Source organism: Legionella pelazae, from assembly GCF_052527395.1.
Genome location: NZ_JBNVZS010000014.1, coordinates 31848 through 48242, shown reverse-complemented (window position 1 = coordinate 48242; position 16395 = coordinate 31848). Strand labels below are relative to the sequence as shown.

Here is a 16395-nt window from a genome sequence, read left to right as displayed (position 1 = left end):
TCCATGGATTATTCTTTTATTTTACTTTTAGTTGCCCTTGCACTTTGTTTTCTTATGACCTGGGGCGTAGGTGCTAATGATTTAGCTAATGTCATGAGTACCACAATGGGCTCGAAAGCCATTACCGTTCGTCAGGCAATGGTTATTGCAATTCTTTTTGAATTTGCTGGTGCCTTTCTTGGTGGAAGTGGTGTTACTGAAACGATGCGTGACGGCATTATTAATAGCAGCCAACTCCTTGACCAGCCTTTAGTGCTTATTGAAGGAATGCTTGGTGTATTATTAGCTTGTACTATCTGGATGAACTTAGCTAGTTATTTAGGTGTACCAGTATCCATTACTAATGCACTGGTTGGTTCTATGGTTGGCTTTGGTGCTACCGTTTTAGGTAGCCAGGCTATTCACTGGGAACAGGTATATCGCATCGCTATTAGTTGGATTACTTCACCCTTTATAGCAGGTGTTACAGCCTATGCTCTATTTACCAGTATTCAACAAGTTATTTTTATTAAAACCGATCCATTAGAAAAAGCAAAAATGTATGTACCTATTTATCTTTTCTTAGTAGGTTCTATTTTATCTTTTATTACCGTATTTAAAGGTTTAAATCACTTTGATATTCACCTTAATTTTAAACAAGATTTAGCAGTTACCTTAGCAACAAGTATAACGCTAACCATTATAGGCATGATTATTATCAAGCGTATTCCAGAAGTAGGAAAAATTAGACGACGTGATCGTTTCATACAAGTTGAAAGATATTTCGCAGTACTTATGGCTTTAACTGCTTGCGCAATGGTTTTCGCGCATGGCTCTAATGATGTAGCCTTAGCTGTTGGCCCTTTAACAATCATTTATACTTTAGTAACCACGCCTCATCAATCCATAGGCCTAGAGAATTATCCTGCGTGGATTATTTTATTGGGCTGTTTTGGTGTGGTTTCAGGACTCTTAATGTATGGTCGCAAAGTAATTGAAACCGTAGGAAGTTCTATTACGGCTTTAACACCGAGCCGTGCTTTTGCTGCTACTTTAGCTGCTGCCACTACAGTTGTCGTTGCAACAAGCTTAGGAATTCCAGTATCCGCTACTCAAACGTTAGTTGGGGCTGTTTTAGGTGTAGGATTAGCGCGGGGTATTGGTGCACTTAATTTAATTGTAATCCGCAATATTTTTATGTCTTGGATCTTGACCCTACCTATGGCGTCCCTATTAACTATCCTTTCATATAAGCTATTACACGCTTTAATTGGCTAATTAAAGCGTAAGAAGGCAGGAAAACTAAAAATCCTGCCAAATTTCATTTTGAGACGGGTCAGTTTCTGCATTATCACGTAATCTTGCGATGCGTTCATGCTTTTTGATTTCTACCATTTGGGAATTTGATTTTTGATGTTCTTCATCAAATCCATAGAAGAATTTATCATAAGGGCTGATATAGGCTTTATCAATATCGTTTGAACTCATAGATGATCCTAAATAAAAAGTATATCTATAATTTTATCTCTTTTTGCAGTAACTTACCATTTTACCGTTAAAATTCTTGTGAGGTTTTCATGTCCATTAAAAAAGCAGAGCTCCATGTCCACCTAGAAGGAACTATTTCTCCGCATTTGGCCGAGAAGCTTGCAGCCCGTAATAAAATGACTTTACCTAAGGCGCGCATTGATCAAAATGGTAAGCGCTATATCTATAAAGACTTTTTGGATTTCCTAAATGCTTTTGATGACATTGCGGCTTTAATTAAATACCCACAAGACTATTATGACATTACCTTTGATTACCTAAAATCAACAGCCGAAACAGGCGGTATCTACGTTGAGATGATGTATTCGCCTGATCATGCCGAGCAAGCAAGCGGTATTCCATCATCTGAACATCTACAAGCTATCCAGCAAGCCATTGATGACGCTTATGAAAAATTTAATATTACTGGTCAAATTATTGTTACAGCTGTTCGGCACTTTGGTGCTGAATCAGCAGAGAAAGTAGCAAAGCAAGCTTTAAAAGAAACCATTCCCTGTATTGTTGGCTTTGGCTTAGGCGGTGATGAATTTAATTTTCCACCTAAATTATTCCAAAAAGCCTATAACATCGCTGCAGATGGGGGCCTGGCTTGCACTGTGCACGCGGGCGAATTTGCTCCGGCAAGTGGTATGATTGAAGCAATGGATTATCTACCTATCCAACGTATTGGGCATGGTGTTATGTCCATTCATTCACCAGAAACCATTGCAAGACTTAAAGATAAAAATATTGCTCTAGAAATTTGCCCAACGAGTAATATTGCTTTAGGCCTTTTTCCAAATTTAGAAAGCCATCCACTTATTCCCTTAATGGAGGCGGGAATTAAAGTGAGCTTAAATTCAGATGATCCACCATTCTTTGGAACTAATCTAGCTGCTGAGTATGAAAAAGTACAGCAGTTACATCGATTTTCACCAGAAAAAATGCTTAACTTCACCCGCATGGCAATTGAAGCTGCTTTCGTTTCTAATGAAAAGAAAAAGCAGTTACTTGAGACCGCAAATACTTTATGAGCAATATTCACTAGGCTTCTTTGGAAACTCGCTATAGAGTGCAGTACGGAATGTACACTGAGTACATGAGGATTCGAGCACCGTATCTACGAAGCAATGCACCTCTGTAGTAGAGTTTCCGAAGAAGTCTATTAATTAGGCGGGCTCTTCTAAATATCGTTTAAGCTTTTTCATAGCATTTTTTTCAAGCTGCCGTACTCTTTCGGCTGATACGCCATATTTAGCAGCTAAATCATGCAAAGTAGATTTATCTTCAGCCAACCAGCGCTGTTGTAGGATATCTTGGCTGCGCTCATCAAGCTGTTCAAGAGCAGCAAATAAATTATCTTTGCCTTGTTCGCCACTTCGTTCAAGCTCAATTAGATAAGCAGGATCACTAGCACTATCATGTAGGAAATGAGATGGCATTTTATAAGCTTCATCATCATCTTCTGACATAGGTGTATCATATGAAGTATCCATAGCGTTTAGGCGCTGCTCCATAAGCATGACTTCGTCTCGACTTACGCCTAAATCATTAGCTACTGCATCAACTTCTTCACTATTAAACCAGCCTAGGCGCGTTTTCATCTGCCTTAGGTTAAAAAATAGTTTTCGTTGTGCTTTTGTCGTTGCTATTTTAACAATTCGCCAATTACGTAATACATATTCATGAATTTCAGCCTTAATCCAATGAACTGCAAAAGAAACTAATCGAACGCCTAATTTAGGGTCAAAACGCTTAACTGCCTTCATAAGGCCTACATTGCCTTCTTGAATTAAATCGCTAAGTGGTAAACCATAACCTAAATAACCACGAGCTACTCGTACGACATAACGTAGATGAGCCAATACTAAGCTACGAGCACTCTCAAGATCGCCTTCATTTTGAAAGCGCTCTGCATAGCGATATTCTTCTTCAGCAGAAAGCATTGGAATTTGATTAACTCGATGAATATAGGCATCTAAACTGCCTATCGGTAAAGTTAATGATGCCAACTGCAGCTGCTTATTCATAACTTCCTCCAGTTATCTACTTCATAACAGGCCACATTAATGATAGATACAACGCTCTTAGCTTCGGCTTTTAAAAAAATATTATAAGCTTGCTCATGCTACACTAACTTCTAATTAAAGTATAACATCCTAAGCCATGCCTTGTATTTTATAAGGCGGTGTAATTATAAACTAAGGATAGGGTTCAATGGAAGATAGCTGCTTTTTAACTGCTATTCTTGCCCCTAACCAACCTAAAACAATTGCTACAAACACAATAAAATATGCTTGTTTTATAGATAATCCTAATAAAGGATATTGCATATGGTAAGCAGATGATAGTTCTTGCACTGCTACTGCTACACTTAACATGAAAATATTAACAAAGAATATGGCAAAGACTGCACCTAGCATACCATACCAAATACCAGCATAGAGAAATGGTCTAAGTATGAAAGCGTCTGTAGCACCAATGAGTTTTAAAATCTGAATTTCTTCCTGACGTTTATGCAGCGCCAGCCGAAGAGTATTACCAATAACTAATATTACCGCTAAGGCCAGTAGTATAATTATAGCATGCGCTATCCTGTTAAGAAATCCTAAAATTGCATGTAACCTGATTAACCACTGCATATCCAGTTTGGCTTGATCTACTTGTGATAAAGTTTTTAAACGCTCAAAAAGCTGGTTAACTTTTAAGGGATTATCGACTGTTTTAGCAGGAACAACTTCAACCACAGCTGGCAGTGGGTTTTCAGGTAGTGAATGTAAAATTTCTCGCATTCCTTCTTGCTGCTCTAACTCAGCAAAACCCTGTGCTTTGGTCTTTAAAGTGGCGTAGCCAATACCTTCTATGGAACGGACTTGTAATAAGAAATTATTTTCATCCTCATTCGACAAGTTGGACTTAAGATAAAGAGAAATATGACCGCTTCCTTGCCACTCTGCTGTTAGCTGTTTTAAATTATCAGTTATTACCCAAAATAATGCTGGTAGTGTTAAAGTAATAGCAATGACAATGGCAGTTAACATGGTTGCTAGTGGCGTACGGCATAAAGAATTAAAGCTTGAAGTAGCTGCCTGTATATGATAAGAAACCCATGACTGTAGTTTTTTTAACATATTCGCCCTTGTTTTAACATGATAATTCGATGCTTTAAGCCTGCAATCAAAGCTAAATCGTGAGTTGCCACTAAAATACTAACCCCTACTTCATTAAATTGAGCAAAAATTTTCATGATTTCACTAGATAAGCTAGGATCAAGGTTGCCGGTAGGCTCATCAGCGATTAATAAAGCAGGCTTATGTACAACCGCCCGTGCAATACCAACGCGCTGCTGCTCGCCTACAGATAAATGAATAGTTAACCTTTTTTCCTTATTTAGTAATCCAACCATATCTAAAGCAGCATGTACTCGCTTAGTTAACATAGCAGGTGACATGCCCTGTATTTGCAAAGGTAGGGCCACATTATCAAATACAGAGCGATCATGAAGTAGATGGGGTGATTGAAAGGTAATACCTAAGTTACTGCGATAATTGGCAATATCACGCTTTTTAAGTTGATTCACATTAATACCATTTACAATTAGCTGACCAGAAGAAGGCGATTCAAGTTTAGCAATTAATTTTAGCAACGTACTTTTCCCAGCACCGGAGTGACCGGTAATAAAGACCATCTCCCCTCTTTCTAAAGAGAAATTAATTTGACTTAAGGCTTCAAAGCCGCCGGGATAACGCTTACTAACCTGATCAAATTTAATCATCATTAAAAATTGCCTTAACAAATTGGGTTGCCTCAAAAGGCCGTAAATCGTCTATGCCTTCTCCTATACCGATGTAACGAAAGGGAATAGCTAATTCATTAGCGATAGCAAACAGAATACCGCCTTTTGCAGTCCCATCCAGTTTAGTCATTGTAATTCCTGTTAAACCAATTGCTTGATGAAACTCTCGTGCCTGATTAAGCGCATTTTGTCCTATACTTGCATCTAGAATTAACATGGTTTCATGCGGGGCATCTGGATTAATTTTCTGCATTACCCGTTTAACTTTTTTCAATTCTTCCATTAAGTTGTTCTGTGTATGTAAACGGCCTGCAGTATCCGCGATTAAAATATCTATACTGCGTGCCTTAGCAGCTTGAAATGCATCATAAATAACGGAAGCACTATCAGCGCCAGAGTGCTGAGCAATAACGGGTATTTGATTTCTCTCGCCCCAAACCTGTAGCTGCTGTACAGCTGCTGCTCGAAACGTGTCCCCCGCTGCTAACATCACTTTTTTGCCTTGCTGCTGATATTGTTTAGCTAGTTTACCAATGGTGGTCGTTTTACCAGCGCCATTGACTCCCACCATTAGAATAACAAAAGGTGAACCATCCGAAGTCTGTAAAGATAAAGGAGCCGTATTGTTAGTAAGTATGGTTTGTAGACGTTCTTTAAGTGATTTAAAAATAGCGTCACCGTCAACCAACTGTTTCCTTGCCATTCCAGCACTTAACTGATCTAATATGTCTTGGGTGGTATTAATGCCTATATCGGCACGCAATAGTAATGCCTCTAAATCTTCAAAAATAGTTTCATCTATTACCTTTTTACCAAGTAAAAGACGCCCAATACCCTCACCTAACTGCTGTCGAGTTTTACTTAGCCCTTGCTTAAAACGAGCATAAAAGCCAAGCTTAGCAGGATTCTCAGCCTCTGATGATGACAAAGTTTCTGCCGTCTCAACCTCTGCTGCTACCACCTCTTGCTCAGGCAAATTAGGTTCTATTGTTGATTCAACAGGCTCATTAACAGCCTCTGTTGTTTTAGAAGACGTATCTTGATTTCTTTTAAACCATTTAATCATAGGTATACAAATTAAAGGAAATATGGAATTCTATCACCTTTTTTACTGAAGAGTTAATCTATGCGTGCAGTATTAGCGATGGCTTTTTTATTATTTTCTTGGGCAGCTACTGCTGATGTTCAAAAATTTACCTTAAATAATGGATTAAAAATTATAGTAAAAGAAGATCATCGAGCGCCAGTAGCAGTTTCCATGATATGGTATAACGTTGGTTCAGCAGATGAACCAGGTGGTATTACAGGGGTATCTCATGCCCTTGAACATATTATGTTTAAAGGAACAGCTAAATATCCTTTAGGCGTATTTTCTAAAACGATTGCTGCAGTTGGAGGACAGGAAAATGCTTTCACCAATTATGACTATACAGCTTATTATGAAAAATTAGCTGCCACACAACTGCCTATTAGCTTTGAACTTGAGGCAGATCGAATGCAACACCTTTTATTAAACAAAGAAGAATTTGCAAAAGAGATGCTAGTCATTCAAGAAGAAAGAAGACAACGTACTGACGATAATCCACAAGCCTTAGTTTTTGAACGTTTCCTAGCAAGCGCCCATTTATCCGATCCCTATCATCACCCAATTATTGGCTGGATGGACGATTTAAAAAACCTTAAAATAGGTGATGTAAAGGCTTGGTACCAAAGTTTTTATGCACCTAATAATGCTACATTAGTCGTTGTAGGCGATGTGGACGCTAAAAAAGTTTATGATTTAGCGAAAGTATACTTCGGCCAAATCCCTAAGAAACCTACTTTTATTCGCAAACCACAAACAGAACCTCCTTCATTTGGGCCAAAATTAGTTGAAATACATACGCCAGCACAACTACCTATGTTAATGTTTGGCTATAATGTGCCTAGTTTAAAAACAGCCAATGCACCGTGGGAAGCTTATGCGCTTGAAGTTATTACGGGTATTTTAGATGCAGGTGAGAGTTCTCGCTTTGCAAAAAACTTAGTTCGGGGCAACCATATAGCAAGCAGTGCTAGTGTTTATTATAATCTTTACGCTCGTTATCCAACGCAATTTATACTTTTTGGCATGCCTTCACAATCACATACGATCCATGAGCTTAAAGCAGCCTTGCTGAAAGAAATAAAGATATTACAGACTGAGCTAGTCAGTGCTACTGAGTTGCAAAGAATCAAAACTCAAATTATTGCTCAAAAAACGTTTGAGAAAGACTCTATTTTTGGACAAGCAATGGAGCTTGGCTTGTTAGAAACAGTAGGCCTAGGCTGGGAAGCAGCAGCAGCTTATACAGATAACATCAACGCCATTACACCTGAGCAAATACAAGACGTTGCTAAACGATATTTTAATGACAACTCTTTAACAGAGGCTCAATTATTTCCTATATCGCAGTCTAAGGGATGAAAATGAAAGCAAAATTTATTTTACTTTTTCTATTACTTTTTTTTCAAATTAATCTTTTGAATGCTCGAACATTTAAAATTGAACGCTGGAAAACAGCAAAAGGAGCTCAGGTTGTCTTTTATCAAGCAATGGAAGTACCTATGCTCAATATAAATATTGCTTTTGCTGCAGGTTCTGCTTATGACGGCCCCTATTTTGGTCTAAGTGCTTTAACAACTGAGCTATTAGACCAAGGCGCAGGTAATTATGATGCAACTCAACTTGCGGAAAAAATTGCTGATACAGGCGCCCAATATAATGCAGAAACAACGAGGGATATGGTTGTTTTACAGTTTAAAACATTAACTAAAGAGGATGCACTAACACCAGCTATTGATGCTTTAGCTGCTATTATTAATAAACCGCTTTTTAGGCAAGAAGCCTTTAATCGCGAAAAAAGTCAACAGTTAATTGCCATTGCCCAACGTCAAGAATCGCCAAATGAAGTAGCTAATATTGCTTTCTTTAATAAGCTTTACGGTAATCATCCGTATGCTCATCCCATCTTAGGAACAGAACAAACTGTTAAAGCAATTAATTTAAATCAAGTACGCGACTTTTATAAACGTTATTTTACCAGTCAAAATGCTACTATTGTTCTAGTTGGTGCTATTGACAGCGCTCAAGCACACAAGCTAGCTGAACAATTAACCGCGGGGCTCAGACAAGGCTCTCCTGCGCCTATAATTCCTAAAGCGGCTCCCTTGCCTGCGGAAGAAAAAGTTACTATTAATTATCCTTCATCGCAAACAATTCTTAGACTAGGACAAACTGGCATTGATCACGCTAATCCTAATTATTTTCCTTTAATGGTTGGTAATTATATTTTAGGTGGTGGCGTTTTAGTTTCCCGTTTAGCCAATGAAGTCAGAGAAAAACGTGGCTTAACATATGGTGTAGTTAGCCAATTTATACCTATGCCTGGTATCGGTCCTTTTATAATTAACTTATCAACTGTCAACCAACAAGCGGATACTGCGTTAAACATTACTAAAGAGACACTAATTAATTTTTTAACGAAGGGTCCTACTGAAGAAGAGTTAGCCGCGGCGAAACAATATATGACAGGTAGTTTTCCCTTGTCATTAGCAAGCAACAGTAATATTGCAGGCGTGCTATTGCGCATAACATTTTATAAATTACCAGATGATTATTTAGATACGTATATAACTCATATAAATTCAGTAACCACTAAGGATATCAAACAAGCTTTCGATGAAACGCTTCAACCTAATAGAATGTTGTTGGTTTCTGTAGGAAAAGTATGAAACAAAGTATCAGAATCATCGGCGGAAAATATCGCAGTAAAAAACTATATTTTCCCTCGCTTGATGGCTTAAGACCAACACCGGATCGAGTCAAAGAGACGTTATTTAATTGGTTGATGCATGATATACATAATGCATGCTGTATTGATGCTTTTGCAGGAAGTGGCGCTTTAGGTTTTGAAGCTTTTTCACGTGGCGCCGCTTACGTAACTTTCATTGAAGCACAACTTGCTGCTTTTAAAAATTTACAACAGACGGCTTTAAATTTTAATGCACCTAATTTAAAAGTTGTTCATGCCGATGCCCGAACCTTTCTACAAAACTTACAGAAACCTGTAGATATAATTTTTTTAGATCCGCCCTTTGCCAGTAATTATCTTGCAGAATGTTTACAAATCATTGCGCAAGGGCATTGTTTGTTGCAAGGAGGATTAGTTTATATTGAATCAGCTAAAGAAATTAAACTTGACCCCATACATTGGGTTGAGCGAAAATCTAGCAAGGCTGGACAGGTATATTATGCTCTTTATGAAAAACGTACGTAACTTATTTATGTAGGCTTGACAAGAGGGCTCTGGTCCTGTTTCAATCATCTACTATCTATTGATTTTAAAGCATAAGATGAATAAGACGCTTACTGTGCTCCTGCTAGCAAGCCTTCTACTTAGTGGATGTCGAACTGGGGTTGCACTTATGAAACCGCCTATTAATGAACCAAGTGATGATGCAACAATTAAATTAGCTGAAGCTGCGTCATCAATTAGTGATTCTATGCTTGAAATGGCGAAGGTAGAGAAAGTCATTCTGCCAACAACCAAAGATAATTCTTTAACAATTCCTAGCACCTACAATTTACAAGCAAAGGCTTCTGTAGACTGGGCAGGGCCTATTGAAGAGTTAATTGCGCGTGTAGCCTTGGCTGCTCATTATCGTTTAAGAGTTATAGGTGGAGAACCTTCCGTGCCCATTTTAGTAAGTGTCAATGTTAAAGATCAAAGCCTTGCTGAAATCCTAAGAAACATCGATTATCAAGCTGGAAAAAAAGCCTATTTACATGTTTATCCTAATAGTCAGGTAGTTGAATTGCGCTATGCTAAAATTTACTCGTAGTTTATTGATCCTTGGATTAGCGTTTCTAGTAGGCTGTACTAGACCATCAGTTCATGTTGCTGATATGGGGTCGTTATCGGCTTTGCAAGCACTTGCTAATGTAAAAAGCAAGGCTAATAAAAATCGCCGCGGCAGTGGTATGCGTGCAACGGCGCTCAGTGAAATTGCTCTTAGCTTAGGCGCACAAGCAGGACTAGCTTGTCGAGCTAATATCATCAATAAGCATTTAACTAAACAGGCAAGAATATTAGACGCTGTTTTTGATTTTAATTCATTAGTACTCGATCACAACATTTTACCACCTGTTTTACTTGAAGGACGTAACACTTTAAACTTAGCTGATACACAAACCATTCGCGTATCAGATAGAACCTATAAAATCGCTAAGCAAGCTCGCTTCATTACAACCCCGCCTAATTGGCGGGAATATTTATGGATGGATTATAAACAACCCGATCCTCCTAATTTAGCTATGCTACCGAAAACAAAAGCTGAAAGAAAAGCCTGGCGGACTTGTGTCGCTCGTGGTTGGAAAAATGGTATAGAACAAGCTAATACCATATTAGACGAAAGTATTGCACGAATAAAAGAAGACTATATGGGCATGATCTTGTATCGAAAATTACTAGCCATGAATATGGTTACAGCTCCTTTTGTTGCTAGTACCGATTTAGGTGTTACAGGCGATGCTTCTGAAATTCATATTGATGATAGAGTGTTACGAATTACAGCTCTTCCAGGATTAAATGTAAACAGTAATGAATGGCGTGCAGCAGTTGCTAAAGATGAAAACGCTCTAGAACAATTTAAAAACATGGAAAAACTAGCTCAAAATGCACAAATTAATATTACAAGCAAAGCTTGGCAGCCAGTTATTGCTCCAATCAATGAAAAAAAATATTAATTAGAAAATTCATCTAGCAACATTTCTGCTTAAAGTTTTCTATACTGTATGAGTATATTGTTAAGTTTGGCTTTAATGTTAGTTAATTAACCTAAGTTCAACCTAATAAAAAACTTTATCTTTTATGTTGAATTAGTTTATTTTAGTCTAGCCCCTAAAATGACCAAATATTATCATCTTTGGATTTTCTAAATTGCGTTTAATTAATAAATTCAAAAATAATAACATAAAATCTAATATAGAAGATCCCGTAAAAAAATTAAACAATAAAAATTTTTAGTAATATAAATAAATTAAATCGGCTTAGAGCTTTGGAACTATTATGAATAATATTAATTTAATGCCTGAGGAGCCTTCGCGTTTTACGCCTATATTTATGGATAAAATGCTACAGCACGCTGAAACATTAAGTGCATCAGACATCACTATTCAAACAGGTTCACCTATTTATGCCGAAGTATATGGTCGATTAATAAGGATAACGAATCGCAATTTATCTAATACTGAATTAGGTGATTTAATAAACGCTATTTATGGTCCAAATGCTACAACGCAACTCTTATCAGGAAAAGATATTGATACTCATTATGAATTTCGTCCTAATCGTGGAGTACGTTATCGCTATCGGGTTAATGGGACTTCTTGCCTAGTTGAAGGTCATGATGCTATCCAAATTACTTTAAGAACCATTCCAACAACGCCACCTAGGCTAGAGACAATGGGCCTACCAGATAATATAGTGGAAGCAATTGCACCTCAGGAAGGTATTGTCTTTATTACAGGGGCTACCGGGTCAGGAAAATCAACACTACTTGCTTCCATTATCCGAGAATTAATTGAAAGTGAAAATTCTAACCGAAAAGTACTTACCTATGAAGCGCCAATAGAATTTGTTTATGATGAGATTGAGACAATTTCTGCAATTGTAAGCCAATCAGAAATTCCACGTCATTTACCTAGCTTTGCTGAAGGCGTGCGTAATGCATTGCGACGTAAACCAAGGTTAATTATGGTTGGTGAGTGTCGAGATGCAGAAACAATTAGCGCAGCCTTAGAAGCTGCTTTAACAGGACATCCTGTCTATACAACACTTCATACTTCAGGGGTGGCGGAAACGATGCGGCGTCTAGTTACTTCTTTTGCAGGTGAAGAACGTGTTGGCCGAACAATCGATATTTTAGAAACAATAAGGCTTTGTATTTGGCAAAAACTAGTTCCAACAATCGAGGGCAAACGAGTTGCGCTGCGCGAATATTTAATTTTTGATGAGGATGTACGTGATATTCTGCTAACCGGCGATCCGAATGACGTTACTTCTGCAACAAGAAAGCTTGTTCGGCAGCGAGGGCAATTAATGACTGAAGATGCTAGACAAAAATTTGAGGAAGGGATTATCTCTGAGCGTGTTTATAAAATAATTATTGCTGGTACAAAAGAATATCAGCGATAGGGACAAGACGTTTAGTCATTGCATGCGTTCTCGTTTAGCCCAACCTACGCTACGCTTATCTTTATATCTTCCTAAAACATTGTAATAAGCAAATAAAACGATGCTAATCGAGATCAAAAATGGCAAACCAGCATAGAAAAAATAAGAAAAAAAGTGAGTATTGAAAATTCCTTGTCGTACAGATTGTCCGAAAGTTGTATTACAAACAGGCAAGCTACTAAAGGAAAAGTGAATATTGACAATAAAAAAGAAAAAAAGAAAGGCAAAGATTTATTTAACTTTTGCCAAAATAAATAAATCACAATTTGCTACTTAAATCATTTAAGAATGAAATAATCTAACAGGAATTTATAAAAAAAGCCACCCTACATATTATTGCTTATCTGGAGGATTTGGCGTGGCATCAGGACCAAGACCAGGTGTAGCTGATGCTCCCCCTTGTGATGATGAGCCAAGCTTTTGTATTTTACTAACGCCTTTCATAGAATAACCGGCAAGTTGTTTATCTATTTGCTGTGCGGCAGTGGTTGTCGCCTTAGTCGCCTCGCCAACTTTACCTTTAGTATCCTCAGCCCACTGTGCTGTTTCCTGACCTGCTGATTCAGGCTGCCCACCTATCCATCGTAAAACTTTATCAGGTAACACCACAATTAAGGTAAATGCTTTTTGAACTACTGTAAGGTACATGGTGGTATAAATTATAATTGAGAAAAAGTAGGCATAAACCCCCGCCCATCCGGAATAACCTAATTGTGAGTCAGGCTTAAGGATATCACCTCCAGATATTTTATTATCAAAACTAAATGATGTATTGGGATCTTGTAAGTATGACAGCACATTAGAAAATCCCGCATTAATTACCCAAACGCCTACATACGAAAGCGCGATAGCGGTAATATAACCAATAACCATCATTGCCGGTCTTAAAAAGACATTCATCAGAATCATAATGGCTGTCTCACCTTTACCAAAAGGCCCCTCACCTTCAGGATGCGTTACGCCTAGGGCTACAATAGGTGCTGCAACCATAGCTTCAACGACCGCCATCAACCAACCTATCGAGCCAAAAGTAAAAATCATATAGGGTAAAAACGGAATATAATACGCTGTCACAAAACCAATGGTTAACATCGTCCCTAACCAAGCAACTAATAAGGGCATCACTAGTGCAATAAACGGCATAATAACAATACCAAACGGAGAGATAGTAAATATAAGCAAATAAATCCATAATTCATTGGCAAAGTTGATAAAACTAACACCCATGTTCGATAGGGCTATTACTGGATTCATAGTGGGTTCTTGCAGCCACATAACACTTCTTTGAAAAATAAGGGTCATTCCTTTTAATGGTAAGTACAAAAATGCCATAACTACATCATTAAAAATGGTTATCATCATCTCAAAGAAGAAATTAAATATAATTTTAAATGTGTAGTTATATAAGATATCGCCTATTACATGCCCTAAGCAAATATCTACAACTTTCATATTCCAACAAGGGAAACTAATTGGCGGTAAGCTAATATTAGTTGGAGCCATATGAGGCATAATATTCATTTTAAACTGCGGCGGTGTCAAACCCGGCTGCCCTAAGTTCAACATGGCTGAATTATTAATAAAACCGTAAGTTGTGCTAGCATTGTCACCTACAACTGGTGCCATAGGCTGGGAAAAGGTTGGTAAGTCCTGACCACTTGTATCGCCTCCTTTTTGACCGTTAATCAAGCTTACAATAGCTGCTAAAGGCGCGCCATTACCATTTAACCAGGTGCATAAGGTAGGATTTGAGCTCTTCTGGCAATCATAACCAGTGCTACTAGAATTATTAGGGGCAATTTTTTGCAAACCACCTAGATCAACAGGAGTACTATTGTTTAAGCCTGTATCTTTATCAAGACCAGTAGAAAGAGTATTAAGGTTAGTGGAATTTAATTGAGCTAATTTGATAAAATAGCTACCAGCCAACATCCAACCCTGAGCATTTGCCTCATTGATAAAATCTTTTAGTTGGCCTGCAATTTTGTCTCGTATAGCCTTATTTGTAATATTAAGGCTTGGTTCCATAATTCCTATGTAATCTGCAATAGCGTCTTGAAATTCACTACCGCTAAAAAGAGGCGTTGTTGAATTACCTGGCAAGGGTCCCCAACTTGTACAGTTGCTAGAAATCGCGGAATCTACACATATAATATTATCCTTCGGTGAATAAGGGACACCAAACTGTTGCATAGCCCAGGGGGGTGAGTAAGTTGGCGGCGTACTATTATTTGTTGTGGGGGGTGGATTTAACTGCGGATCATTATTGACCATAACCTGAGCAACAAGTGATAAATCAGTATAGAGTTGCTGAACTGCTACAGCGCGAGACATCTTGAGAGTTTCCAATTCACTATTGTTAAGAGGTATAGCAAGTACCTTCTTACCGGATTCAGTAGTATACAGATTATCGGTATCGAAAGAATTCCATCGAATATCGCCACAAATACCATTTAAAGCACTGTAAATTGAATCTGTAGAAAAATTAGGCATTTGTAGTTGGTACGATTTTTGGTCAGGGCTTTTGCTTTGCCATGCTAAAGGGTTCACTGTACTAAGAAAGTCAGGAACTGGCGTATTACAAAATTTAGTCATAGGTGAATCTTCGGTATTTTTTAATAAAAAACATGGACCAGAATTATGTTGTTTTTCATTAAGATAGGACTCACGCAAATTCTCCAGGGCGACTTGTAAGCCATACATGCAGACCTGACCTGTTAAAACTTTTGCTGCACCTATAGGTACGGCCGAAGGTTTTAGTGCGTTGTTTTCAACTGAATTTCCGGTAACATGTACAACTGGGCTTTGCTGCGGTTGAACAATAACACCCCCGCGGGTAATGTAGCTTAAAGCTGCCGACCAAACTTTATCAGCTGCACCAATACCTTGCACGACAATCCACATGACGAAAATCTGCATTAAGCAATAGCCAGATGCTTTAGGTATTAACAAAGCCAAGCCTAGAGTTGTTCGAGTTGGCACCCAAATCGATGACCATTTTTGGCCTAACATTTTACCTTCATGTGCAGTATTAATGGTGGATACTAGTAGGGTATACATAGTAATAATACCGCCTAAAGCTAATACGGCCGAATTAAATACCAAAAAAATACTACCTAATATTTGACTGCCAGTGCCATGTATAACGCCATCCACGACGCCAAACAAGTTACCAAGAAAAACCACTGAAACATCGCCGGGAGGAGGTGTAAAACTGATACCAGTTGGATTATTAAAGGACGAAGCTAAGACTAAAGTAGGAAATAGTAGAATTAAAAAACTAAAAATCAATTTTTTCATGATTTTTCACCTAAAAAACCTCTTCTATACCATTCCCTAAAAGTACAGCCTAATTTCCTCTCTCTGATTTGGTAATACCAAAAGTGATAGCGAAACGCGAGAGCAAGAGCAACTAAAGTAAGTACTAAACTAATTACTACCGCATGAATTCCACCATAAAACAGATGATAGATGGCATAACAAAGCAGACCAAACGCAGCAAAACACATCAAGAGACTTAAACGATATAGACCTTTTTGGCGAGCTATTAAATCAGCTTCAGTTAAATTCATTGCCGCCATAGCTGCATCAAATTTGGTTAAAGCCTCATTAGAGGAGATGTCTTTCTTTTGTGGTATAAATAAGAATTTAACGCCGTTAGCTAAATATTGCGTAAAAGCATTAAGGCGATCGAAATCAGTCCAGGCTCGAACATTAAAAATAGTTTTAAATAAATTTCCTACTCTTGATCCCGACTTTTTTTGCATAAATTTTACATTTTAAAATAATAGACTTTTACTACTCATACTATAATACTATATTAGTTTAAGTACGTGC

At 37.9% G+C, this 16395-nt stretch carries 15 protein-coding genes; 8 read left to right on the top strand and 7 right to left on the bottom strand.

Annotated features, from left to right (window positions below; all coding sequences use genetic code 11):
- Window positions 1-3 precede the first annotated feature (3 nt).
- The gene (locus tag ACQUW5_RS12870; protein WP_444991667.1) at window positions 4-1257 is read left to right on the top strand and encodes an inorganic phosphate transporter; all 1254 of its coding nucleotides are present in this window, start codon (window positions 4-6) and stop codon (window positions 1255-1257) included.
- 24 nt (window positions 1258-1281) lie between these two features.
- Here the strand turns inward: ACQUW5_RS12870 and ACQUW5_RS12865 are convergent, their stop codons facing one another.
- The gene (locus ACQUW5_RS12865; protein ID WP_444991666.1) at window positions 1282-1467 is read right to left on the bottom strand and encodes a CBU_0585 family protein; all 186 of its coding nucleotides are present in this window, start codon (window positions 1465-1467) and stop codon (window positions 1282-1284) included.
- An 89-nt stretch (window positions 1468-1556) separates the two neighbouring features.
- On the opposite strand from ACQUW5_RS12865, the gene add reads away from it, so the two are divergent.
- On the top strand, window positions 1557-2540 hold the full coding sequence (add, locus tag ACQUW5_RS12860; RefSeq protein WP_444991665.1) for an adenosine deaminase: 984 nt from the start codon (window positions 1557-1559) through the stop codon (window positions 2538-2540).
- A 135-nt stretch (window positions 2541-2675) separates the two neighbouring features.
- Here the strand turns inward: add and rpoH are convergent, their stop codons facing one another.
- The 4 genes from rpoH to ftsY form a co-directional block, all read right to left on the bottom strand.
- Window positions 2676-3536: an RNA polymerase sigma factor RpoH gene (gene rpoH / locus ACQUW5_RS12855; protein WP_444991664.1), complete on the bottom strand. Its 861-nt coding sequence runs from the start codon at window positions 3534-3536 to the stop codon at window positions 2676-2678.
- Between the two features lie 171 nt (window positions 3537-3707).
- Window positions 3708-4637, bottom strand: coding sequence for a permease-like cell division protein FtsX (gene ftsX, locus ACQUW5_RS12850; protein WP_444991663.1), 930 nt, complete (start codon window positions 4635-4637; stop codon window positions 3708-3710).
- On the bottom strand, window positions 4631-5281 hold the full coding sequence (gene ftsE, locus ACQUW5_RS12845; protein WP_444991704.1) for a cell division ATP-binding protein FtsE: 651 nt from the start codon (window positions 5279-5281) through the stop codon (window positions 4631-4633). The genes ftsX and ftsE overlap by 7 nt, the downstream gene beginning before the upstream one ends.
- Entirely contained in the window at window positions 5274-6368 is a 1095-nt protein-coding gene (ftsY, locus tag ACQUW5_RS12840) for a signal recognition particle-docking protein FtsY (protein WP_444991662.1), read from the bottom strand. Before ftsY ends, ftsE begins: the two co-directional genes overlap by 8 nt.
- 60 nt (window positions 6369-6428) lie before the next feature.
- On the opposite strand from ftsY, the gene ACQUW5_RS12835 reads away from it, so the two are divergent.
- From ACQUW5_RS12835 to dotB, 6 genes are all read left to right on the top strand, one after another.
- Window positions 6429-7748, top strand: a complete 1320-nt coding sequence (locus ACQUW5_RS12835) for a M16 family metallopeptidase (RefSeq protein ID WP_444991661.1) — start codon at window positions 6429-6431, stop codon at window positions 7746-7748.
- A complete protein-coding gene (locus tag ACQUW5_RS12830; protein ID WP_444991660.1) occupies window positions 7745-9055 on the top strand; it encodes a M16 family metallopeptidase in 1311 nt (436 codons plus the stop codon). The genes ACQUW5_RS12835 and ACQUW5_RS12830 overlap by 4 nt, the downstream gene beginning before the upstream one ends.
- Entirely contained in the window at window positions 9052-9600 is a 549-nt protein-coding gene (gene rsmD, locus ACQUW5_RS12825) for a 16S rRNA (guanine(966)-N(2))-methyltransferase RsmD (protein WP_444991659.1), read from the top strand. Before ACQUW5_RS12830 ends, rsmD begins: the two co-directional genes overlap by 4 nt.
- Before the next feature lie 76 nt (window positions 9601-9676).
- Entirely contained in the window at window positions 9677-10165 is a 489-nt protein-coding gene (gene dotD / locus ACQUW5_RS12820) for a type IVB secretion system lipoprotein DotD (protein ID WP_444991657.1), read from the top strand.
- Window positions 10146-11069, top strand: coding sequence for a type IV secretion system DotC family protein (locus ACQUW5_RS12815; protein WP_444991655.1), 924 nt, complete (start codon window positions 10146-10148; stop codon window positions 11067-11069). Before dotD ends, ACQUW5_RS12815 begins: the two co-directional genes overlap by 20 nt.
- A 340-nt stretch (window positions 11070-11409) precedes the next feature.
- Window positions 11410-12519 carry a Dot/Icm type IV secretion system ATPase DotB gene (dotB, locus tag ACQUW5_RS12810; RefSeq protein ID WP_444991703.1) on the top strand — a complete coding sequence of 370 codons (1110 nt, stop codon included), beginning with the start codon at window positions 11410-11412 and terminating at the stop codon, window positions 12517-12519.
- A gap of 372 nt (window positions 12520-12891) precedes the next feature.
- Here dotB and dotA read toward each other — a convergent pair whose 3' ends face one another.
- Both dotA and icmV read right to left on the bottom strand, forming a co-directional pair.
- On the bottom strand, window positions 12892-15858 hold the full coding sequence (gene dotA / locus ACQUW5_RS12805; protein ID WP_444991654.1) for a type IVB secretion system protein DotA: 2967 nt from the start codon (window positions 15856-15858) through the stop codon (window positions 12892-12894).
- Window positions 15855-16325, bottom strand: a complete 471-nt coding sequence (gene icmV, locus ACQUW5_RS12800) for a type IVB secretion system protein IcmV (protein ID WP_444991653.1) — start codon at window positions 16323-16325, stop codon at window positions 15855-15857. The genes dotA and icmV overlap by 4 nt, the downstream gene beginning before the upstream one ends.
- Window positions 16326-16395: the final 70 nt, after the last annotated feature.